Consider the following 22005-nt stretch of genomic DNA (forward strand, 5'->3'; position numbering starts at 1 on the left):
GCAACGCAAGAAACGTGCGACTGGCTGCGATTTAAGCCGTGCCGCCGACCGTCATCTTCTCGATGCGCAGCGTCGGCTGACCGACGCCGACCGGCACGCTCTGGCCTTCCTTGCCGCACACGCCGACGCCGGTATCGAGTGACATGTCGTTGCCGATCATCGTCACGTACTTCAGCGATTCCGGGCCGCTACCGATCAGCGTCGCACCCTTCACCGGGTAGCTGATCTTGCCGTTCTCGATCATGTACGCCTCGGATGCCGAGAACACGAACTTGCCGTTCGTGATGTCGACCTGACCGCCGCCGAAGTTCACCGCGTACAGCCCGTTCTTCACGGACTCGATGATTTCTTGCGGGTCCTTGTCGCCGTTCAGCATGTACGTGTTGGTCATGCGCGGCATCGGCAGCGCGGCGTACGACTCGCGGCGCGCGTTGCCGGTGACCGGCATCTTCATCAGGCGCGCGTTCAGCGTGTCCTGGATGTAGCCCTTGAGGATGCCGTCCTCGATCAGCGTCGTGCACTGCGTGGCGTTGCCTTCGTCGTCGATGTTCAGCGAGCCGCGACGGTTCGGCAGCGTGCCGTCGTCGACGACCGTGACGCCCTTCGCCGCGACCTGTTCGCCCATCCGGCCCGCGAACGCGGACGAACCCTTGCGGTTGAAGTCGCCTTCGAGCCCGTGGCCGATCGCCTCGTGCAGCAGCACGCCGGGCCAGCCCGGTCCGAGCACGACGGTCATCGCGCCGGCGGGGGCGGGGCGTGCGTCCAGGTTCACCAAAGCCGCATGCACTGCGTCGTCGACATATTTCGACAACACGGCATCGGTGAAGTAGCCGTAGTCGAAGCGTCCGCCGCCACCGCCGCTACCGATCTCGCGACGACCGTTCTGCTCGGCGATCACCGTCACCGACACGCGCACCAGCGGCCGGATGTCGGCTGCGAGCACGCCGTCGCTACGCGCGACCAGCACGACGTCGTATTCGCCGGCGAGACCCGCCATCACCTGCGTGATGCGCGGATCGCGGCTGCGTGCCATCTGCTCGACGCGTTCGAGCAGCTTCACCTTGGCGGTTGCGTCGAGTGAATGCAGCGGATCGGACGGCAGATAGAGATCGCGACCGGCCACGCCCGTCAGCGACGATGCGACCCTCACCTTCTGCCGGCCGCCACCGGCCTTTGCGATCGAGCGGGTCGCGAGCGCGGCCTGGCGGATCGCCTCGGGCGACAGGTCGTCCGAATACGCGAACGCAGTGCGGTCGCCGGACACGGCGCGCACGCCGACGCCCTGGTCGATGCTGAAGCTGCCCGATTTGACGATGCCTTCTTCAAGGCTCCATGCCTCGCTGCGGGTCGCCTGGAAATACAGGTCCGCGTAGTCGATGCGATGCGTGAAAATTTCCGCGAGCGTGCGCGTGAGCACGGCTTCGTCGAGGCCGTAGGGCGTCAGCAGGACGTCCTTCGCGGTTGCAAGATTACGGATGCCGGGTTCGATGATATTCATGCGTGTGTGGGTCGATGGAGTCGGGTCGTCGGTTCGGAGGTGTCGCGAAATGCCGTTCGGTACGTAGTGTTGAGCGCGGGCTGTTTCATCAAGATGGATCGGATGGGCCGTACTTTCAATAGCTTAATTGTTTCGATGGAGTATCGACGCGAGGACATCAGGCCAGCACGCGATGGCGCCACGCCGGCAGGCTCGTGCGGACTTCGTCGATACGCGCGCGCTCGATCGTGCCCGCGACAACCCCGGCGCCCTCGTCGCGCACCGCGACGATCTCGCCCCATGGGTCGATCAGCATGGTGTGTCCCCACGTGCGGCGGCCGTTTTCATGTTGACCACCCTGCGCGGCGGCGAGCACGTAGCACTGGTTTTCCACCGCGCGGGCGCGCAGCAGCGTTTCCCAGTGCGCGCGTCCGGTGGTGTACGTGAACGCCGACGGCACGACGATCAGCGCACAGTCGCCCAGCTTGCGATACAGCTCCGGAAAGCGCAGATCGTAGCAGACCGACAGGCCGACCCGTCCGAACGGCGCATCGAACGTCCGGACGGCATCGCCGGGCCGGATCGTGCGCGCTTCGTCGAACGATTCGGCGCCTTTCTCGAAATTGAACAGGTGGATCTTGTCGTAGCGCGCGGCTTCGCGGCCCTGCGGATCGAACACGAGCGTCGTGTTGAGGACCCGTGACAGTTCCGGCGCAGTCAGCGGCAGCGTGCCGCCGATGATCCACACGCTGTGACGGCGTGCCGCATCCGCAAGAAACCGCTGGATCGGGCCATCGCCGTACGGCTCGCGGATCGACAGCTTGTCGGTGTCCTTGAAGCCCATGAAGCAGAAGTATTCGGGCAGCAGCACGAGTTGTGCGCCGTCGGCGGCGGCCTGCGCGATCAGTTGCTCCGCTTCCGCCAGATTGCGATCGCGGTCCGGCGTGCTGACCATCTGCAGCGCGGCGACGCGGGCCGACGGGACGAGCCCGGCTGCGGAAGGAACGTGTGGGTCGCTCATGGGCGTTTCGCAAAACTCCTGATCAGGACGGCGCGGACGATTGGGCCGCCAGTGCCGCAGCCTGCAAGACAGACAGATTCAGGGCGTGGCGACCGTGGCCGAAGCGGGTGCGTCCATCTTACCTCTATCGCCATGCACCCGCTCGATGTGCGGCTTGGACCACGATCCGGTGATCGCGTAGTCGAGCGCGAAGGCCTTGCTGATCGAATGCGACAGCGCGAAGTCGGCGACCAGTGCGCCGAGCCCGAGCAGCGGATTGACGACCGCCGCCGCGACCACAGCGGCGCCCGCGCTGACGGTCGGCACGACGTGGACGTCGAGATTCTGCGTTTCCTTCGCGAGATTCACGGTGCCGTGCATCTCGGCGCGCGCGGGTGCGGTCACCATTTCGAAGTTGTCGGTGCGGCCGATGCCGTTCTCGATCTTGCCGGTACCCGTCACGCGTTCGAACGGCAGCCCCTCGCCGATCACGTCGCGGAAGTTCAGCGTCGCGAAGCGCGCGAGGCTTTGCAGGCTCAGCACGCCAAGCAGCTTCGCGACGCCCGGATCGACCTTGAGAATCTGCCCGTGCCGCAAATCGACGGACAGATTGCCGCCGAGCGTCGGATAGTCGATCGCAGTCGGGCCGCCGCGCCAGCCGACCTTGCCGGCCAGCGTACCCGAGCCGCCCTTCAGCGTACGCGGCAGGCCCGCGCGTTCGAGCAGCGCACCCGCGTCCTTGATGTCGAGCTTGAAATCGAACACCGTGCGACGCGGGGTGTCCTCGTCGGCATTCGCGCCGAGGCGCCGCGACGTGCGCCAGTTCGCCGTCGCGGTAAGTTTCGCGGCCGGATTGCTGATCTCGAGATTGTCGAGCTGCCAGACCGCGACGCCGTCGTCGTCGGTGTTGTGCGCATCGACTTCGAGCCGGCCGATGTTACGGTCGCGCACGATCAGCTCGTTCACGACCAGATCGATCGACGGCATGTTCTGCGCCGGCTGCGACATCGCCTGGCCGAGCAGATCGTTCTGCGAGGTCGACGGCACGACGAGTCGCGCGAGCCGCGCCTGCAGCGTGCCCGGCGATTCTTTGGTCGCGCCGGGCAGCCAGGACACGTGGCCCGACACCTGGTTCGACGCGACGTTCGCCTGCCATTTATTGTCGACATGCGACGCGCCGACGACCACGCTTTCCCAGTGCCGTTTCAGCAGTGTCAGCGTCCCGATGTGGACCGCGAAGCGGTTCGGCAGGAATTGCGTCAACGTGCCCGGCGACACGCCGGGCGGGGGCACGTCCCCGCCGCGACGCCGCAGATCGGCGACGAGCGTGCGCCACGCATCGGCGTCGAACGTATCGAGATCGACGGCAGCGACGACGCCTTCGGACGGCAGGTCCGCCGGCTTGTTCACGCCGACCGCGCCGCGCAGGACCGACGGCTGCCCGTGCGGCGCGAGCTGCAGCAGATAGCTGGCGGCGATCGGACCGAACGTCAGATCCGCACGCTCCAGACCGGGGGCATTCGCGGCGCCGACGTGCGGTTCCTGCGGGGCGGCTTGCAGCGCGAAGTGCAGTGGCATCGGTGTGCCGACCGGCTTGTTGAACGGCGCCGGAAAATTCAGAGCGAGGCCGGTGAGGTCGGAATTCGCGGTGACGTCGGGCAGTTCTCCCTTGCGGCCGCGCACGCTCAGGTCGTACGGCGCCGTGCCCGACATCCGTGTCAGCACCTGTGCGGCCGGGCCGTGCAGATTCAGACCGCGTGCAGCATCGGCGGCGATGTGGCCCGCGACGTCGAGCGCATAGCTGCCGTCTTCCTTCAGGCCGCCGTTTGCGCGGATGTCGCCGCCGAGGATGCGGCCCGACAGCCGGTCGAGCGCGGCCGTGCGCTGCGTGAAGTGGACCTTGCCGTTGAGCTGCGACAGCGGCGGCACGTTGTCCATCGCGAGGCGGTTGTTCAGGAAGCCGACCGTGCCTTCGACCGCAACGTGCGGCTTCGGTGTGCGGGGAACGGTGAGTTTCAGCGCGAGCGTCGCGGGGCCGTCGGCGTGAATCTTTTCGGCCACGTGCTTCGACATGCCGCCGAGCGCGCTGCTGTTCACGTAGTCGAGCATATCGGCGAGCGGGCCGCGACCGTCGCCGGCGATCACGAGGCTCGACGCCTTGGTGCCGAGATCGTCGATCTTGCCGGTCACCTTGTTGAGCGCGACACGCCGGTAATGCGCGCGATCGACGTCGAAGCGCAGCAGGTTCTCCTTCAGCTCGAACACGCCGTCGATCCCGGCGAGCGGCGGCCACACGCTCGGCGTGCCGTCCTTCATCTTCTTCGGCGGGAACGGCGACGGGTCGAACGTGCCGCCCTTGAACGGCGCGACGATATGGAACACGCCCGCCGACGGCTCGCGCGAGTACGGGAATTTGGTCAGGTCGCCATGCACTTCGATCGTCGCGCCGTGCGACGTGCCGGCCTGCAGACCGTGACCGAGATAGGTGCGCAGTTTCTCGCTGATGCTGGTCGGCAGATAGCGGACGAGTCGCGGTACCTGCGCGTGGTCGATGTTCGCTTTCAGGTCGAGTGCGCCGCGGCCGTGGCCCGGGTTCGAATAGTTCGCGACGATCGTCCCGAGCAGGTCGGGGTTCTGTACGGTCAGTTCGGATACCGACACGGTGAACGCCTTGTGCTTTTCGCCCGGCGCCGGCGTGACGGTCCACGTGCCTGCGCCGTGCAGCCGGTCGAACGTCAGTCGCGGATCGTCGAACACGCCGGGCAGCGTGACCGCTGCGTTCGCGGTGTCGAGCGTGATCGAGCCGTGCGTTTCGTCGGCGTCGACGCGGCCCCACAGATTTTCGACGCCGGGAATCCCCGCGCGCGGGTGATTCATTGCAGTGAGGCCCGGCGGCGGTTCCTGCGCGGCGACGCTGATGCCCTGCAAGTCACCCTTGAAGCGGTAGTGCTCGACCGGCTCGCTGCCGGTCGAGCCGCGTTCGGCCGCAGCCTCGCCGCCCTCGGGCTTCGCGCGCTCGATTTCCATCTCGTAATTAGCGACGAGCCCGCGCGGATTGAAACGCACCAGCTCGTTCAACAGACGGCGCGGCAGCGGCAGCGCGCGGCTGAATTCGGCAAGGATGCCCAGGTCGACGCGATCGCCGGTCACGCTGACCAGTTGCCCGTGCTGCACGGTGGGCATCCGGTAGTGGCCGGTCAGCGTCGAGAACGCGAGCGTGCGGGTGAGCGGCGTGCCGTCGTCGAGCGGCGGCTGGCCGAGTTCCGCGTGCAGGTTGCGCAGCGTCAGCGTGTAGTCGCCGCGCTCGGGCGCCTCGAACATCCACGAGAAGCGTGCGGCCGGCATGTCGAGCTTCGGCTGGGTCGGCCGCACGCGCAGCGACACGTCGGTGCCCGACAGCTCGCCGCTCGCCGACTTCATCCGGCCTTCGCTGAAGTCGATCCAGATGGCGTTGTCGACGCGGCCCGCGAAGGTTTCGATCGGGAAGTCGAGGTAGTGCGACAGCGTCGGTAGATCGACGGGACCGGTCGATACATACGCAGTGCCGCTCCAGTTGATCGGCTTGCCGATCGCCGACATCCGCGCGTGGCGGAACTGCGCGCGGAAGTCGAGCGGACCGTGCAGCACGGTGCCTTCGGCGGGTGCCTGCAGCGCGACGCGGTGGTCGTAGCCGTCGTTGAGAATGGCGAGGCGGATGTCCTGCAGCGCGAGTTCGGGCGCGTCGTGCTGTGCGTCGCGCCAGCGCAGCGTGCCGCCGCGCAGCACGACCGCCTGCTGGCGCAGCAGCCACGTGCTGAACGTGTCGTTGCCGGTGTGGGTGCTCGGCATCTGCACGCCGGCCACCGACAGCGTGCCGTCCGACGCACGCTCGACCAGCACGTCCGGCTTGTCGACGATCAGGCTCGACAGCAGCGGCGTGAACTGCACGAGCGAGCGCCACGACAGCGTCGCGGTGGCATGGGGGATATTCAGCGCGACGTGGCCGTCGCGGTCGCGAATGGTGAGATCGGTAACGTCGACGCCCGGCTGGAAGCCGACCCAGTGCGGGGCGAGCTTGCCGATCTTCAGTTCGGCGTGGATCTTGTCGGAGACGAGCGCTTCGATGCGCGGACGGAAGGCGTCCACGCGCGGCAGCACGCCGTAGCGCAGCCCGAAAAACAGCGCGGCTGCAATGAAATAAACGACGAGCGCGATACACAGCGCCACCCGCAGCGTGTGACGCAGTACCACGTGGTCGCTTCCGCCTGCGGGCCGGGGATTTCCGGCTGGTTGCGGGTCGGCGGAGTCGTTTCGCTCGGACATGCTGCGGCGGATAGCGGGTATGGTAGTTTTGCGGTCTGACGACGAAATGTAACACACGGGCCTGTGCCCACGGACTCCCGGCAAACCCGCGTGCAGGCCGCTTTGCAGGCCGTCCGCGGGGATGCGCGGCAGTGCGTCGCGCGAGCGGATCGACACTGCGCAGCGACACAAGAAGACACGAAGCAACGAGTGAGCCAGACCTTTGATGACTGATCCCATCCCGCTGAGTTCCAGCTATTCACATTACGCCGCGCGCGCGATCGCCGCGCGTCCCGACCTCGCGGCGCGCGTCGCGGCGCTCGCTGCGGCGCCGATCACGCGCGAGCGCATCGAAGCGCGGCTCGACGCACTGTACGAAGCCAGCGCCGCCACCGCTTCCGGCGACGATGCACTGAAGCGGGCGCTGCGGCAGCTGCGCACCGAAGTGTTCTGCGCCGTGATGGAGCGCGATCTCGCGCGCACCGCGGACGTCGCCGAAGTGACCGGCGCGATGACCGACCTCGCCGAAGCGACGATCCAGCGCGCGCTCGCCGCCGTGTCGGCGGATCTCGAAGCGCTGTACGGCGAACCGCGCGGCGCGAACGGCGAACGGCTCGCGCTGGGTGTCGTCGGGATGGGCAAGCTCGGCGGGCGCGAGCTGAACGTGTCGTCGGATATCGATCTGATCTTCGTCTACGAGGACGACGGCGAGACGGCTGGCGGCGAACGCGCATCGATCGCCACGCAGGAGTTCTTCACGCGCGTCGGCAAGCGGTTGATCGGCGCGCTCGCCGAAGTCACCGCCGACGGCTACGTGTTTCGCGTCGACATGCGGCTGCGGCCGAACGGCGATTCGGGGCCGCTCGTGTGCAGCCTCGGCATGCTCGAAGAGTATTTCTACGTGCAGGGCCGCGAGTGGGAACGCTATGCGTGGATCAAGGGACGCCTCGTGTCCGAGGGGCGCAGCGAATCCGCGCAGCGTCTCGCGAAGCAGTTGAAGGCGATCGTCACGCCGTTCATCTATCGCCGCTATCTCGATTTCGGTGTGATCGGCGCGATCCGCGCACTGCACGTGCAGATTCGCCAGGAGGCGCAGCGCCGCGCGTCGATGCGTCCGGATAAAGCCGACGACATCAAGCTCGGTCGCGGCGGTATTCGCGAGATCGAATTCAGCGCGCAGGTGTTCCAGTTGATTCGCGGCGGCCAGGATGCGGGCTTTCGCGTGCGGCCGACGCTCGCGGTGCTGCGTCATGCGGCTGCGCACGGGCTGATCGCGCAGTCGGTGTGCGACGAGTTATCGAACGCGTATCGCTTTCTGCGCGAACTCGAACACCGGCTGCAATATCGCGACGATGCGCAGACCCATGCAATGCCGGTCGATCCGGCGGAGCGTGCATGCCTCGCCGACGCGATGGGTTTTGCCGACTACGCCGCGCTGATGACCGAACTCGAAGCGCATCGCGATCGCGTCGAGCAGCAGTTCGACCAGATTTTTTCCGACAAGGTGAAAGGTCATCGCGGCAGCGGCGTCAGCGAAGACAGCGCGGCCATGTGGGTATGGAGCAGTGCGCTTGCCGACGACAGCGCCGGTGACGCGCTCGAAGCGCATCTCGTCGAGCTGGGTGTCGCCGAGCCGCAGGCGTTGCTCGCGCGGCTGCGCGCGATGTGGCAGTCGTCGCGCTACGTCGGGCTGCCCGAGCGCAGCCGGCAGCGCTTCGACATCGCCGCGCAGCGCGCGCTCGAAGCGGCCCGGACGCTCGAACCGCCCGAGCGGCGTGGCGACACCGTCGCGCGGTTCTTCGATCTGCTGGAAGCGGTGAGCCGGCGCGGCGCCTATCTCGCGCTGCTCACCGAATATCCGAATGCGTTGCATCGCGTGCTGTCGGTACTCGGCGCATCGCATTGGGCGGCCGGTTATCTGATTCGCCATCCGCAGCTGCTCGACGAGCTGCTCGACGACGAAGCGATCGCGAGCCCGTTCGACTGGCCCGAGTTCAAACGCGGACTGCGTGCGCGTCTCGCGGCAGCCGACGGTGTCGAACTGCAGATGGACCTGCTGCGTCACGCGCATCAGGCGGAGGTGTTCCGCATCCTGCTGATCGATCTCGCGGGCAAGCTGAGCGTCGAACACGTCAGCGACCGGCTGTCCGAACTCGCGGACGCCGTACTCGACGTCGCGCTCGAAGCGGTGTGGGCGCATCTCGCGAAACGTCATCGCGACGTGCCGCGCTTTGCGGTGATCGCGTACGGCAAGCTCGGCGGCAAGGAACTCGGCTACGCGTCGGACCTCGATCTGATTTTCCTGTACGACGATCCGGACGATGCATCCGCCGACGTCTACGCGACCTTCACGCGACGGCTCATCACGTGGCTCACGATGGCGACCGGCGCGGGCACGCTGTTCGATGTCGATCTGCGGTTGCGGCCGAACGGCGAGTCGGGATTGCTTGTTACCGATCTCGATGCGTTCCGCCGCTATCAACTGCGCGAAGGCGATGCGGCCAACACCGCGTGGGTGTGGGAGCACCAGGCGCTGACGCGTGCGCGCTATTGCGCAGGCGACGCGGAGATCGGCGCGCGGTTCGAGGCGATCCGCGAGCAGGTGCTGACGATGCCGCGCGAGGCGGAACCGCTCGCGCGCGAGATCGTCGATATGCGTGCGCGCGTCGAGGCTGGCCATCCGAATCGTTCCGAGCTGTTCGATCTGAAGCACGATCGCGGCGGGATGGTGGATATCGAGTTCCTCGTGCAGTACTGGGTGCTGCTGCATGCGGCACGCGATCCGGAGCTGGTCCGCAATACGGGCAACATCGCGTTGCTGCGCGAAGGGTCACGCTTCGGTTTGATGAGTGCGGAGGAAGCGGAGACGGTCGGCGCGGCGTATCGCGCGTACCGGAAGATGCAGCATCGGCTGCGGCTTGATGGGATGGAGAAGGCGCGGGTCGATCCGGCGACTGTTACCGTAGAGCGCGGCATCGTGCTCGCGCTGTGGGCGCGGGTCTTTGGGGAGCGGGCGGCGGATTGAGTTCGCTGTTGCTGCCTTCGTTCGGACAGTGGCTCGACGATGCTGCTGCAACATCGTCGAGCGTTCGAGCGTGCTTTAGTAGTACAGGTACACGTCGCTCGGATCGACGGCGAGGTTGTAATTGCACTGCGGCGAGATGGACCCGCTCGCGTAACCTCCACGCCACGGCGGCGACAGCGTATTGCCGTTCGTGTCCCAGACGGTCACGCCATAGAACTGCGTCATCGCCTGCGGCGGAAGCTGATTGCAGTTCGCCACGCCATACACTTCCAGCACGCCGCCGAACACCCACTGCAGTTCTCCCTGCGGCGCGGTATTCAGCGTGACGCTGCGACCGTTGGTCGTGTCCTGCGTGACGATCGACCAGGACCCGCAGTCGTAGACGCCTACGCCACACAGCGAATACGTATCGCCGACGATCTCGTCACCCGGAGACACGGCGGCGGGATCGGTATGCGTCGTCGTGCCGGCCGTGCAGCAGTTCCAGCTCGCGATACTCCACGCGTGATCGCCGAAACCGTTCCAGCCGAGCACCGGCTGCAGGATCGACTGCACGTTCGGCGACTGCTCGAGCCCGGGGAAGAAGAACACGGTCTGATTCTCAGCGTCGTTTGGTGCGGACGGGACGCGCCAGCTGGCTCGCAGTCGGCCGACGTTGCTGCCGTTCTGATAATTGACGCTCTCGATCCAGCCGGTGTACGTCGGTTCTGTCGCACGCGTGCCGGGCGCTTGCAACATCGGGCCGACTGCCGTCGGTGCGATGCTGCGACCCTGACGATCGAAGTGTGCACGACCGCATTGCACCCGCGCACGAATCGCTCCGTTCTTCTGCCGGATACTGCCGTCCGCCTGCAGCGTCTCGTTCGAGTGGACGACCTGGACGCAATCGGGAGAGAAGTAGCCGTTCGGTGTGACGACGTAGTCGAGCGGCACGTTCGCGGGGCGTGTAGCTGCGCTCAACGAACCTGCGGTGGTTAATCGACTGGTGGAGGTGAGCGCTTCGTCTGCGTGCGCCGGTGTGAAGACCAGCATGAGCAGCCAGGCAAGCGCGAATAGAGCGAATGGCCAGAAGTGATGCGGCCGGGAGAGAAACCGTCGTTGAGTCTGGTTCATGGGACATCCTCGTGGAATGAAGGGGGTTGTTGTTACCGTCGCAATGTGAGCTACGGACCTGCGACCCTCGCTTACGTTGAGAATGGTCGACACGTTCCCCTTGAAATGTCCCGATGCGAAATCCCGTTCGAGAATGCGAAGCGACCGAACCAGGCTAGTGGCTCGGAAATGCGGAGTGGTTTAGATTGTTTCGCTTTGTTTTTTTCGGCTGGTGATCGTTGCAGGTTTCAGGCGATGTGGTGCTGTTGGGCTGAAGGATCGTGCGGGGCGAGTGGATGCGATGTCTGCGATTGCGCGCGGGAGCGCGCGCCATGCAGCACGTCTGGAGAGCGAAGTAATTCACACGGCCCGCGTGAACGAGACCGCTTCATGGCTCGGAAATGCCTCGTTCTGCGATGGCGCTGTTGCTGCTGCAGCACCCCCTCAAGCCGTCAACATTTCCTTCGCATGCTTGCGCGTGGTCGCGGTGATTTCGATACCGCCGAGCATCCGCGCGACTTCCTCGATGCGGTTCGCGCGATTGAGCGGCGTGACCGTGCTGATCGTGCCGCTCTTGCCGTTCGATGCCTTCGCGACCTGGAAATGATGATCGCCGCGCGCCGCCACCTGCGGCAAGTGCGTGACGCACAGCACCTGACGATTGCGCCCAAGCTGATGCAACAGACGCCCGACCACTTCGGCAACCCCGCCGCCGATACCCGTATCGACTTCGTCGAAAATCAACGTGGGCGTCGGGCTCGCGGCACTCGCGATCACCGCGAGCGCCAGACTGATCCGCGCAAGTTCGCCACCTGACGCAACTTTCGCGAGCGGCCGCAGCGGCACGCCCGCATGTCCGGCGACGCGGAACTCGACCTGTTCGAGTCCGTGCGCGCCGCCTTCCGGCAACGCGACCAGCGCGACCTCGAAGCTGCCGCCTGCCATCGACAGTTCCTGCATGCCCGTCGTCACCGCCGCGCCGAGTGCTTTCGCGGCCTTCGCGCGGGCCTTCGACAACTGCTTCGCGTCGACGAGATACGCGTCCTTCGCTTTCGCTTCGGCGGCGCGCAGGCTGTCGAGGTCGGCGGCGGCGTCGAGCGCCGCGAGTTGCGCGCGACGCGCTTCGTGTTCTTCCGGCAGCGTCTGCGGCTGCAGACGGAATTTGCGCGCGGCCGAATGCAGCGCTTCGAGACGCTTTTCGATCTGCGCGAGCCGGTCCGGATCGAGTTCGAGACGCTGCGCGTAATGCGACAGCGAATACGCGGCTTCCTGCAACTGGATCTCGGCGGGTTCGAGCGCGGCGAGCGCATCGTTTAACGCCGGATCGATATCGGCGAGGTCGCGCAGCTTCGACACGATCGAGCCGAGCTGCGAGATCATCGCGTCGTCGGATTCGGACAGCGCGCTGAGTGCACTCTGCACACCGTCGATCAGATTCGCCGAGTGCGACAGCCGCCGATGCTCGGCATTCACGTCGTCCCATTCGCCGGGTTGCGGCGCGAGCTTGTCGAGTTCGGCGAGCTGCCATGCAAGACGTTCGCGTTCGAGCTGCAACTCGCGATCGCGGGTCTGCGCGAGTTCGACGGCCTGCGCCGCGTCGCGCCAGCCGCGCCACGCGCGATTGACCGTCGCGGCGGTATCGAGCAGACCGGCATGCGTGTCGAACAGTTGACGCTGAGCGTCGGGACGCATCAACAGTTGATGCGCGTGCTGTCCGTGAATATCGACCAGCATTTCGCCGACTTCGCGCAACTGCGTGAGCGTGGCCGGCGTGCCGTTGACGAACGCGCGCGAGCGACCGTTCGCATCGATCACGCGACGCAGCAGCACGGTGCTGTGTGCGCTGTCGTCGGTGGTGGCGAGCGCCTGGTCGTCGAGCCAGCGGTCCACGTCGCCGTGCGTGTCGAATTCGGCCGTGATGTCGGCGCGGGTTTCGCCGGTGCGCACGACGCTCGCATCTCCGCGGGCGCCGAGCGCGAGCGCCAGCGCGTCGATCAGGATCGACTTGCCGGCGCCTGTTTCGCCCGAGAAAACCGTGAAGCCGCTGTCGAATTCGAGATCGAGCGCGGCGACGATGACGAAGTCGCGTATCGAGAGGTGGCGAAGCATGGAGTCGTCTGGTTGGCTGGGGAGGCGTCTAGCTGGCGGCGTCGTCTTCGTGCGACGGGGATTCGTTCCAGTGCAGCTTCCTGCGCAGCGTCGCGTAATAGCTGTAGCCGACCGGATGCAGGAACGGCACCGTGTGACGCGAGCGGCGCACCTCGATCGTGTCGCTGAGTTCGAGCGCGGTGAACGACTGCATGTCGAAGTTCACGTTGACGTCGCGGCCGGACACGATCTGGATGCTCACCTTCGAGTCGTCCGGCAGCACGATCGGCCGGTTGGACAGCGAGTGCGGCGCGATCGGCACGAGCACGAGTCCCTGCAGTTGAGGATGCAGGATCGGCCCCTGCGACGACAGCGCGTACGCGGTCGACCCCGTCGGCGTCGCGACGATCAGACCGTCCGAGCGCTGGTTGTACATGAAGCGGCCGTCCACCGACACGCGCAGCTCCGCCATCCCCGAAAAGCCGCTACGGTTCACGACGACGTCGTTGAATGCGAGCGCGTGATAGATCGGATCGCCGTCGCGCATGATGCGCGCTTCGAGCAGCGTGCGCTCCTCGCGTTCGAAGCTGCCCGCGAGCATTTGCGGGATGGCCTCGTACATGTCCGAGATCGGGATGTCGGTGATGAAGCCGAGCCGGCCGTGATTGATACCGATCAGCGGTGTGCGATACGGCGCCAGTTGCCGGCCGATGCCGAGCATCGTGCCGTCGCCGCCCAGCACCACCGCGACGTCGGCGCGTGCGCCGATCTCCGCGGGCCGCAGCGCGGGGTAACCGGACGCGCCGATTTCGGCAGCGGTGTTCGCCTCGAACACGATGTCGAAGCCGCGCTTCTCGATGCACGCGGCGAGCGCCATCAGCGGCTCGCCGATGCCGGGCGTGTTGCTGCGCCCGATGAGCGCAACGGTCCTGAACTGGCTGGTAACTTGCATGCCGGCATTACACCATAGGTGGGTTCCGAAAAGAACCGTTGCCGCCCCCATTGGTGCCCTGTCTTCCGGCACGTGCAGGACGGGCACCGGCGGCTGTGCCGGTCATCGCGCCGATTGCCGCGCGGGCCACGTTATTCCCGGCTTGTGCGATACCGATTGTCGTTAGAATGGTGAAGCTTCGATGACAACGGGCGTTGCCCGTTCGCCCGGCGCGGCTGCGTGCGGGTGCGCAGCGCCGGGCCGAGGTTCGTCGGGCCACGAGGACGTCGGCCTTTCCGTCATATCGTTCGTCGCGCCATTGAGCTAAAATTTTTCTCCATGCTAGATCCTCGCGCACAAACGCTCCTCAAAACCCTGATCGAACGCTACATCGCGGAAGGTCAGCCGGTCGGCTCGCGCACGCTGTCCCGTTATTCCGGGCTGGAACTGAGCCCGGCGACGATCCGCAACGTGATGTCCGATCTCGAGGAACTGGGACTCGTGGCCAGTCCGCACACGTCGGCTGGGCGGATCCCTACGCCGCGCGGATACCGGCTGTTCGTCGATACGATGTTGACGGTCGAATCCGCCGCTGACGAAGAAGCGGTCACGCGCGCAGTCAAGACCACGCTGCAGGCGGGCGAGCCGCAGAAGATCGTCGCGGCGGCCGCGAGCGTGCTGTCCAGTCTGTCGCAGTTCGCGGGTGTCGTGCTGACGCCGCGTCGCAGCCATGTGTTCAAGCAGATCGAGTTCATGCGGCTGTCGGACAAGCGCATCCTGCTCATCATCGTGACGCCCGAAGGCGACGTGCAGAACCGGATCATGGCGACGCAGCGCGACTTCTCGCCGTCCGAACTGATCGAGGCATCCAATTACATCAACGCGCATTTCGCCGGACTGTCGTTCGACGACGTGCGCCGCCGGCTGCGCGAAGAAATCGACACGCTGCGCAGCGACATGACCACACTGATGCACGCGGCCGTCACCGCGAGCACCGAAGAATCCGACACAGGCGAGACGGTGCTGATCTCCGGCGAGCGCAATCTGCTCGAAGTGGCGGACCTTTCGTCCGACATGGCGCGGCTGCGCAAACTGTTCGATGTGTTCGACCAAAAGACCAGCCTCCTTCAGTTGCTCGACGTATCGAGTCACGCGCAGGGCGTGCAGATCTTCATCGGCGGCGAGTCGACGCTCGTGCCGATCGAGGAAATGAGCGTGGTGACCGCGCCGTATGAAGTGAACGGGAAGATCGTCGGCACGCTCGGCGTGATCGGCCCGACCCGCATGGCGTACAACCGCGTGATCCCGATCGTCGACATCACCGCGCGGCTGCTGTCGTTGACGCTTAGTCAGCAATAGACGCTGCGCTCTTCGGTTCGTATAGATAGTGCGCGCGGCGCCGGCCGCCGCCAATCGGCCGGACGGCCAGGTGGCCGGCCCGAAGCGCGCCGCTATAATGATCCCTTTCGCCCCCACTCCGCAGTACGCGGTTGACTGTTGCCTATGCGTTTCGATCTCGAGCGGCCGTCGCAATCCGCTGCCCATCGCGTGGGCGTGCTGCTGATCAATCTCGGTACGCCGGATGCGCCGACGCCCCGTGCAGTGCGCCGTTATCTCGCGCAGTTTCTGTCCGACCCGCGCGTCGTCGAAATTCCGGCGCTGCTGTGGCAGATCATCCTGCGCGTGCTGATCCTGCCGTTTCGCGGCCGGTCGTCGGCGAAGAAGTACGCGGCGGTCTGGATGCCCGAGGGTTCGCCGCTGCGCGTGCACACCGAAAAGCAGGTCGATGCGCTGCGCCAGCTGCTGCACGCGAACGGCTACACGACGCTCGTCGAGTACGCGATGCGCTACGGCACGCCCGGCATTCCGGCGATGCTGAACCAGTTGAAGCTCGCGGGCGCCGAGCGCGTGCTGCTGATGCCGATGTACCCACAGTACTCGTCGTCGACCACGGCCACCGCATTCGATGACGCGTTCGCCGCGCTGCGCCGCATGCGCAACCAGCTCGAGATCCGCACCGTGCGTCACTACGCGGATCACCCCGCGTACATCGCCGCGCTCGCTGCGCAGGTTCACCACTACTGGCATACACACGGCCGTCCCGATTTCTCGGCCGGCGACAAACTCGTGCTGAGTTTCCACGGCGTGCCGCGCCGTACGCTGGATCTCGGCGATCCGTATCACGACCAGTGCCAGCAAACCGCCTCGCTGCTGATGCATGCGCTCGAACTGACGCCGGTCGAATGCCGCGTGACGTTTCAGTCGCGCTTCGGCAAGGCCGAATGGCTGCAGCCGTACACCGCACCGACGCTGAAGGAACTGGGCGCGGCGGGCGTGCGGCGTGCCGACGTGTTCTGCCCGGGCTTCACGGCTGACTGTCTCGAGACGATCGAAGAAATCGGTATCGAGGTGCGCGACGAGTTCGTGCATGCGGGCGGCAAGGAGTTTCACCGGATTCCGTGCGTGAACAACGCGCCTGCATGGATCGCGGCGCTCGGTGAGATCGTCGCGGTCAATCTGCAGGGCTGGCCAGTTCAGGCGGCGCAGCCGCACGGCGTCGCGACGACATGAATGCCTTCGCCATGACATCGCGCGCAGGCATGCTATCTGCGTTGGGTTGCGTCCGGAGCATCCGATGAACTACAGGATTTCGACGGACCCCGGCGCGCGGCTGCGCATCGACAAATGGTTATGGGCGGCGCGCCTCTTCAAGACCCGTTCGCTGGCAGCGGACGCAGTGGAGAAAGGCCGGGTGCGGATCGGCGGTCTGACTGTGAAGCCGGCGAAGGAAGTGCGGGTCGGCGACCGGGTCGAGGTCGAGATCGAACACGCGGTCTGGCAGCTGGACGTGCTGGGTCTGTGCGACGTGCGCGGTCCGGCCAGCATCGCGCAGACGCTATATACAGAGACAGTGGAAGGAAAAGCGAAGCGGCTGCTGGAACTGGAGCGCCGCAAGACGTATCGCGAACCGGCCGCCGCGTTTCACGGCCGGCCGACCAAGCGGGACCGGCGAACTATCGACAAACTTTCAGGTGGGGATTGAACAGCTGCTCCATCGTCGCGTGCACGCTACCGTATTCGGTCGTGCTGTCGGTGACGGCGCCGGACATGCAGATGGTCGTGGTACCCGCGACGAGTACCAAGGCGACCACGGATATTGCAAAGGTCAGTTTCACTGGTACCTCCTGAATGCACAGGATGGAAACGGGCAATTGAAAAATGATGGCTCGGCGTAAGGTTAGGGTAAACGTGCCTTTTCCTACGCTTGGATGGAGTTTAGGCCAGTCGCGAGGCAGGCTCAATCTCAATCTGATGAAGCTTGGGTAATGGTTGTAACGGGCCGTTTCCGCGGCACGGTTGAAGTGCAAAAAGCGCCGTCGGATGGCTTGAAAATGCCGTTTTTGCGCCCATCTGCACCGGCAGTGAGCGCAACGACGTCGCGCCGTGACAACACGGCAATGCGAGGGCAGCGACGACATTGGCTGCCTTGTCTTTGCTTCTGTTTTTATATTTCTAATGACTTTCAGCGACATGGAAAACACGCAAGAGAATCCGGCGGGGCAGAATCCTGCTCCCGCCGCCGACGCCGAGCGCCAGGCCGCCGAGGCCGCTGCCGCCCAGCAGCAGGAACCCGCGGACGCGGCGAACGAAACCGCCGCCGCGCTCGCCGAGGCTCAGGTGAAGATCGCCGAGTTGCAGGAAAGCTTCCTGCGCGCGCGCGCCGAGACCGAGAACGTGCGCCGCCGCGCGCAGGAAGACGTCACGAAGGCCCACAAGTTCGCGATCGAAAACTTCGCCGAGCATCTGCTGCCGGTGGTCGACAGCCTCGAGGCTGCACTCGTCCATTCGTCGGACGATCTGGTGAAGGTTCGCGAAGGCGTCGAGCTGACGCTGCGCCAGCTCACGGGTGCGCTCGAGAAAGGTCGCGTCGTGCCGATCGATCCGGTCGGCGAGAAGTTCGACCCGCATCGCCATCAGGCAATCTCGATGGTGCCGGCCGAGCAGGAACCGAACACCGTTGTGACCGTGCTGCAAAAGGGTTACGTGATCGCGGACCGCGTGCTGCGGCCGGCGCTCGTGACCGTGACGCAGCCGAAGTAACCCCGGCGGGCTCGCACACTTCCCCAAATCAGCAGTTGACCCGGCCATGACGAGCATTCCCGTCGACGCGACCGCATTCGCCGCATTCGACATGCAGGAAGTGACCGCGGAGTCGTTCGACGCGGCGCTGGCCGGGGCAGGCGACCAGCTGACGGTCGTGTTCTTCTGGGGGCTCGACTGCTTCAACTGCGAGATCGCGAAGAAGGCGATGCTGGCGCAGCCGGACGCGATCCGGGCGCTCGGGTTGAGGTGGTTTCACAGCAATGTGTACGAGCATCGGGAGCTGGGGCGGCGTTTTCTGCTGCACGGCGTGCCGACGTGGTTCTTTTTCCATCGGGGCAAGCGTCTCGGTCGCGCGACCGGCTGGCATGGACTCGGGCAGTTCGAAGCAGCGGTCGCGGCGGCGCGAGCTAAGGTGAACGAGTCGCCGGCGATTGAAAAAAATTAAAGACCGCATCGGGTAAAAGGTCTTGAAAACGATGCGGTTGCACTTACCTTAAGTGCAGGCACGAATTTGAACGCGGAAAACGCCTGAAAACCAGCAGGCAAGGCGTTCCGCAGCACATCGAATCTTTGGAGATTGGTAAAAATGGGCAAAATCATCGGCATCGACCTCGGCACCACGAACTCGTGCGTGGCGTTGATGGAAGGCAATCAGGTCAAAGTGATCGAAAACTCGGAAGGCGCCCGTACGACGCCGTCGATCATCGCCTACATGGACGACAACGAAGTGCTCGTCGGTGCGCCGGCGAAGCGCCAGTCGGTGACCAACCCGCGCAACACGCTGTACGCGGTCAAGCGCCTGATCGGCCGCCGCTTCGACGAAAAGGAAGTGCAGAAGGACATCAACCTGATGCCCTACAAGATCGTCAAGCACGACAACGGCGACGCATGGGTCGAAGCCCACGATCAGAAGCTCGCGCCGTCGCAGGTCTCCGCCGAAGTGCTGCGCAAGATGAAGAAGACCGCTGAAGACTACCTCGGCGAGCCGGTCACCGAAGCCGTGATCACGGTTCCCGCGTACTTCAACGACAGCCAGCGTCAGGCCACGAAGGACGCCGGCCGCATCGCCGGTCTGGAAGTGAAGCGGATCATCAACGAACCGACCGCAGCCGCGCTCGCGTTCGGTCTGGACAAGGGCGCAGAGGGCGACCGCAAGATCGCGGTGTTCGACCTCGGCGGCGGCACGTTCGACATCTCGATCATCGAAATCGCGGACGTTGACGGTGAAATGCAGTTCGAAGTGCTGTCGACGAACGGCGATACGTTCCTCGGCGGTGAAGACTTCGACCAGCGCATCATCGATTACATCATCGGCGAGTTCAAGAAAGAGCAGGGCGTCGACCTGGCAAAGGACGTGCTCGCGCTGCAACGCCTGAAGGAAGCCGCTGAAAAGGCGAAGATCGAACTGTCGTCGGGCCAGCAGACCGAAATCAACCTGCCGTACATCACGGCCGACGCGTCGGGTCCGAAGCACTTGAACCTGAAGATCACCCGCGCGAAGCTCGAAGCGCTGGTCGAAGACCTGATCGAACGCACGATCGAACCGTGCCGTGTCGCGATCAAGGACGCCGGCGTGAAGGTGAGCGATATCGACGACGTGATCCTGGTCGGCGGTCAGACGCGTATGCCGAAGGTGCTGGACAAGGTGAAGGAGTTCTTCGGCAAGGACCCGCGCCGCGACGTGAACCCGGACGAAGCCGTTGCAGTCGGTGCGGCGATCCAGGGCCAGGTGCTGTCGGGCGACCGCAAGGACGTGCTGCTGCTCGACGTGACCCCGCTGTCGCTCGGCATCGAGACGCTCGGTGGCGTGATGACGAAGATGATCAACAAGAACACGACGATCCCGACGAAGCACGCGCAGGTGTACTCCACTGCGGATGACAACCAGGGCGCCGTGACGATCAAGGTGTTCCAGGGCGAACGCGAAATGGCAGCCGGCAACAAGCTGCTCGGCGAGTTCAACCTCGAAGGCATTCCGCCGTCGCCGCGCGGCGTGCCGCAGATCGAAGTGAGCTTCGACATCGACGCGAACGGCATCCTGCACGTGGGCGCAAAGGACAAGGCCACCGGCAAGGAAAACCGCATCGTCATCAAGGCGAACTCGGGTCTGTCGGAAGCCGAGATCGAGAAGATGGTGAAGGACGCGGAAGCGAACGCCGAAGAAGATCACAAGCTGCGTGAGCTGGCCGATGCCCGCAACCAGGGCGACGCGCTGGTCCACAGCACGAAGAAGGCGCTCACCGAATACGGCGACAAGCTCGAAGCCGGTGAGAAGGAAAAGATCGAAGCGGCGCTGAAGGATCTCGAAGAAACGCTGAAGAGCAGCGCGAGCGACAAGGCGGCGATCGACGCGAAGATCGAAGCAGTGGCGACGTCGTCGCAGAAGCTCGGCGAAAAGATGTACGCCGACATGCAGGCAGCGCAAGGTGCAGCAGGCGCGGCGGCGGGTGCTGCCGGTGCGGCGGGCGGTGCTTCGGCAGGTGCGAGTGCCGGCCAGCCGGAAGACGATGTCGTCGACGCCGAGTTCAAGGAAGTGAAGAAAGACTAAGGCCGGTTGCGTTGCGTTTAACAACGACGACACCATGCGCAGCACCGCTGCGCATGGCCGGCTGCAAGAAGGTCTGCGCTGATCGGGCGCATGACCGGTTACCACGCTCGGCGAGCCTTCCGGCTCCCCGGGCACGTTTGTTTTGTGGAGGTCGCTGCGTGCGTCGTGCAAACGGCAGTGCGCGCGGTGTCCGGACGAGTCGCGAGACTCCAGCATTCAACAGGAGCCGCCGCGCTGTACCGCGCGGCTGGCGCTGAACCGATATGGCGAAACGGGATTACTACGAGGTTCTGGGCGTCGCGAAGAACGCGAGCGACGACGAGATCAAGAAGGCTTATCGCAAGCTCGCGATGAAGCATCACCCCGACCGCAATCCGGACAACAAGGATTCGGAAGAGCGTTTCAAGGAGGTGAAGGAGGCCTATGAAATGCTCTCGGACTCGCAGAAGCGTGGCGCCTACGATCAGTACGGCCACGCGGGCGTCGATCCGAATATGGGCGGCGCTGGTGCGCAGGGCTTCGGCGGATTCGCCGATGCGTTCGGCGATATCTTCGGCGACATCTTCGGCCAGGCGGCCGGCGGTGCTGCGCGCGGTGGACGCGGCGGCGGTCCGCAGGTGTATCGCGGTGCCGATCTGCGCTACAGCATGGAGATCACGCTCGAACAGGCCGCGCACGGCTACGACACGCAGATCCGCGTACCCAGCTGGGTATCGTGCGAGGTGTGCCACGGTTCCGGCGCGAAGCCCGGCACGAAGCCGGAAACCTGCCCGACCTGTAACGGCTCCGGCGCGGTCCGGATGTCGCAGGGTTTCTTCAGCATCCAGCAAACCTGCCCGAAGTGCCACGGCACCGGCACGTATATTCCCGAGCCTTGCACGCACTGCCACGGCGCGGGTAAGACCAAGGAAACCAAGACCCTCGAAGTGAAGATCCCGGCCGGCATCGACGACGGCATGCGGATCCGCTCGGCCGGCAACGGCGAGCCGGGGATCAACGGCGGTCCGTCGGGCGATCTGTACGTGGAAATCCACATCAAGTCGCACACGGTGTTCGAACGTGACGGCGACGACCTGCATTGCCAGATGCCGATTCCGTTTACCACCGCAGCGCTCGGCGGCGAGATCGAAGTGCCGACGCTTGCCGGTCGTGCGAGCTTCCCGGTGTCGGAAGGCACGCAGTCGGGCAAGACGTTCCGTCTGCGCGGCAAGGGCATCAAGGGTCTGCGCTCGAGCATCGCGGGCGATCTGTACGTGCACGTTCAGGTCGAAACGCCGGTCAAGCTCACCGAGCAGCAGCGCGAACTGCTGCAGCAGTTCGAGAAGTCGCTGGTGGAAGGCGGGGCGCGACATAGCCCGCAGAGCAAGAGCTGGTTCGATCGGGTGAAGAGCTTCTTCGATTGAGCGTCAGCGGTCACGCGGGGTGAACATGGTCATGCCGGGAGTCCCGACGACAGCTA

The 22005-nt window shown here is 65.2% G+C and carries 14 protein-coding genes; 8 read left to right on the forward strand and 6 right to left on the reverse strand.

Going from position 1 to position 22005, the window contains the following annotated elements; translation table 11 throughout:
• Positions 1–31: 31 nt before the first annotated feature.
• The 3 genes from tldD to E1748_RS26440 all read right to left on the reverse strand — a co-directional run bounded on the left by tldD (position 32) and on the right by E1748_RS26440 (position 6779).
• Entirely contained in the window at positions 32–1498 is a 1467-nt protein-coding gene (gene tldD / locus E1748_RS26430) for a metalloprotease TldD (RefSeq protein WP_133650214.1), read from the reverse strand.
• A 157-nt stretch (positions 1499–1655) separates the two neighbouring features.
• Positions 1656–2498 (reverse strand): carbon-nitrogen hydrolase family protein, encoded by an 843-nt coding sequence (locus E1748_RS26435; protein WP_133650215.1) that lies wholly within the window; start codon positions 2496–2498, stop codon positions 1656–1658.
• A 78-nt stretch (positions 2499–2576) separates the two neighbouring features.
• Positions 2577–6779 (reverse strand): YhdP family protein, encoded by a 4203-nt coding sequence (locus tag E1748_RS26440; RefSeq protein WP_133650216.1) that lies wholly within the window; start codon positions 6777–6779, stop codon positions 2577–2579.
• A gap of 205 nt (positions 6780–6984) precedes the next feature.
• On the opposite strand from E1748_RS26440, the gene glnE reads away from it, so the two are divergent.
• On the forward strand, positions 6985–9783 hold the full coding sequence (gene glnE, locus E1748_RS26445; protein ID WP_133650217.1) for a bifunctional [glutamate--ammonia ligase]-adenylyl-L-tyrosine phosphorylase/[glutamate--ammonia-ligase] adenylyltransferase: 2799 nt from the start codon (positions 6985–6987) through the stop codon (positions 9781–9783).
• Between the two features lie 75 nt (positions 9784–9858).
• Here glnE and E1748_RS26450 read toward each other — a convergent pair whose 3' ends face one another.
• From E1748_RS26450 to E1748_RS26460, 3 genes are all read right to left on the reverse strand, one after another.
• Positions 9859–10896 carry a hypothetical protein gene (locus E1748_RS26450; RefSeq protein ID WP_240766791.1) on the reverse strand — a complete coding sequence of 346 codons (1038 nt, stop codon included), beginning with the start codon at positions 10894–10896 and terminating at the stop codon, positions 9859–9861.
• Positions 10897–11319: 423 nt separating this feature from the next.
• The gene (gene recN, locus E1748_RS26455) at positions 11320–12984 is read right to left on the reverse strand and encodes a DNA repair protein RecN (RefSeq protein ID WP_133650218.1); all 1665 of its coding nucleotides are present in this window, start codon (positions 12982–12984) and stop codon (positions 11320–11322) included.
• Positions 12985–13012: 28 nt separating this feature from the next.
• Entirely contained in the window at positions 13013–13915 is a 903-nt protein-coding gene (locus E1748_RS26460; protein WP_133650219.1) for an NAD kinase, read from the reverse strand.
• A 318-nt stretch (positions 13916–14233) separates the two neighbouring features.
• On the opposite strand from E1748_RS26460, the gene hrcA reads away from it, so the two are divergent.
• The 7 genes from hrcA to dnaJ all read left to right on the forward strand — a co-directional run bounded on the left by hrcA (position 14234) and on the right by dnaJ (position 21949).
• Positions 14234–15253 (forward strand): heat-inducible transcriptional repressor HrcA, encoded by a 1020-nt coding sequence (gene hrcA, locus E1748_RS26465; protein WP_133650220.1) that lies wholly within the window; start codon positions 14234–14236, stop codon positions 15251–15253.
• Between the two features lie 144 nt (positions 15254–15397).
• Positions 15398–16465, forward strand: coding sequence for a ferrochelatase (gene hemH, locus E1748_RS26470; RefSeq protein ID WP_133650221.1), 1068 nt, complete (start codon positions 15398–15400; stop codon positions 16463–16465).
• A gap of 64 nt (positions 16466–16529) precedes the next feature.
• Entirely contained in the window at positions 16530–16937 is a 408-nt protein-coding gene (locus tag E1748_RS26475) for an RNA-binding S4 domain-containing protein (protein WP_133650222.1), read from the forward strand.
• Between the two features lie 488 nt (positions 16938–17425).
• Complete coding sequence (grpE, locus tag E1748_RS26480; protein WP_133650223.1) at positions 17426–17995, forward strand: nucleotide exchange factor GrpE; 570 nt, start codon at positions 17426–17428, stop codon at positions 17993–17995.
• A gap of 46 nt (positions 17996–18041) precedes the next feature.
• A complete protein-coding gene (locus tag E1748_RS26485; RefSeq protein ID WP_133650224.1) occupies positions 18042–18443 on the forward strand; it encodes a thioredoxin family protein in 402 nt (133 codons plus the stop codon).
• A 141-nt stretch (positions 18444–18584) separates the two neighbouring features.
• Complete coding sequence (gene dnaK, locus E1748_RS26490; RefSeq protein ID WP_133650225.1) at positions 18585–20546, forward strand: molecular chaperone DnaK; 1962 nt, start codon at positions 18585–18587, stop codon at positions 20544–20546.
• A 263-nt stretch (positions 20547–20809) separates the two neighbouring features.
• Positions 20810–21949: a molecular chaperone DnaJ gene (gene dnaJ, locus E1748_RS26495; protein ID WP_133650226.1), complete on the forward strand. Its 1140-nt coding sequence runs from the start codon at positions 20810–20812 to the stop codon at positions 21947–21949.
• The last annotated feature ends 56 nt before the right edge of the window (positions 21950–22005 follow it).

Source organism: Paraburkholderia flava (genome assembly GCF_004359985.1).
Taxonomy (GTDB): Bacteria; Pseudomonadota; Gammaproteobacteria; order Burkholderiales; family Burkholderiaceae; genus Paraburkholderia; species Paraburkholderia flava.

Coding starts and splice junctions, on each gene's coding strand:
- tldD (WP_133650214.1), bottom strand. CDS start 1,498: ATGAATATCATCGAACCCGGCATCCGTAATCTTGCAACCGCGAAGGAC.
- E1748_RS26435 (WP_133650215.1), bottom strand. CDS start 2,498: ATGAGCGACCCACACGTTCCTTCCGCAGCCGGGCTCGTCCCGTCGGCC.
- E1748_RS26440 (WP_133650216.1), bottom strand. CDS start 6,779: ATGTCCGAGCGAAACGACTCCGCCGACCCGCAACCAGCCGGAAATCCC.
- glnE (WP_133650217.1), top strand. CDS start 6,985: ATGACTGATCCCATCCCGCTGAGTTCCAGCTATTCACATTACGCCGCG.
- E1748_RS26450 (WP_240766791.1), bottom strand. CDS start 10,896: ATGAACCAGACTCAACGACGGTTTCTCTCCCGGCCGCATCACTTCTGG.
- recN (WP_133650218.1), bottom strand. CDS start 12,984: ATGCTTCGCCACCTCTCGATACGCGACTTCGTCATCGTCGCCGCGCTC.
- E1748_RS26460 (WP_133650219.1), bottom strand. CDS start 13,915: ATGCAAGTTACCAGCCAGTTCAGGACCGTTGCGCTCATCGGGCGCAGC.
- hrcA (WP_133650220.1), top strand. CDS start 14,234: ATGCTAGATCCTCGCGCACAAACGCTCCTCAAAACCCTGATCGAACGC.
- hemH (WP_133650221.1), top strand. CDS start 15,398: ATGCGTTTCGATCTCGAGCGGCCGTCGCAATCCGCTGCCCATCGCGTG.
- E1748_RS26475 (WP_133650222.1), top strand. CDS start 16,530: ATGAACTACAGGATTTCGACGGACCCCGGCGCGCGGCTGCGCATCGAC.
- grpE (WP_133650223.1), top strand. CDS start 17,426: ATGGAAAACACGCAAGAGAATCCGGCGGGGCAGAATCCTGCTCCCGCC.
- E1748_RS26485 (WP_133650224.1), top strand. CDS start 18,042: ATGACGAGCATTCCCGTCGACGCGACCGCATTCGCCGCATTCGACATG.
- dnaK (WP_133650225.1), top strand. CDS start 18,585: ATGGGCAAAATCATCGGCATCGACCTCGGCACCACGAACTCGTGCGTG.
- dnaJ (WP_133650226.1), top strand. CDS start 20,810: ATGGCGAAACGGGATTACTACGAGGTTCTGGGCGTCGCGAAGAACGCG.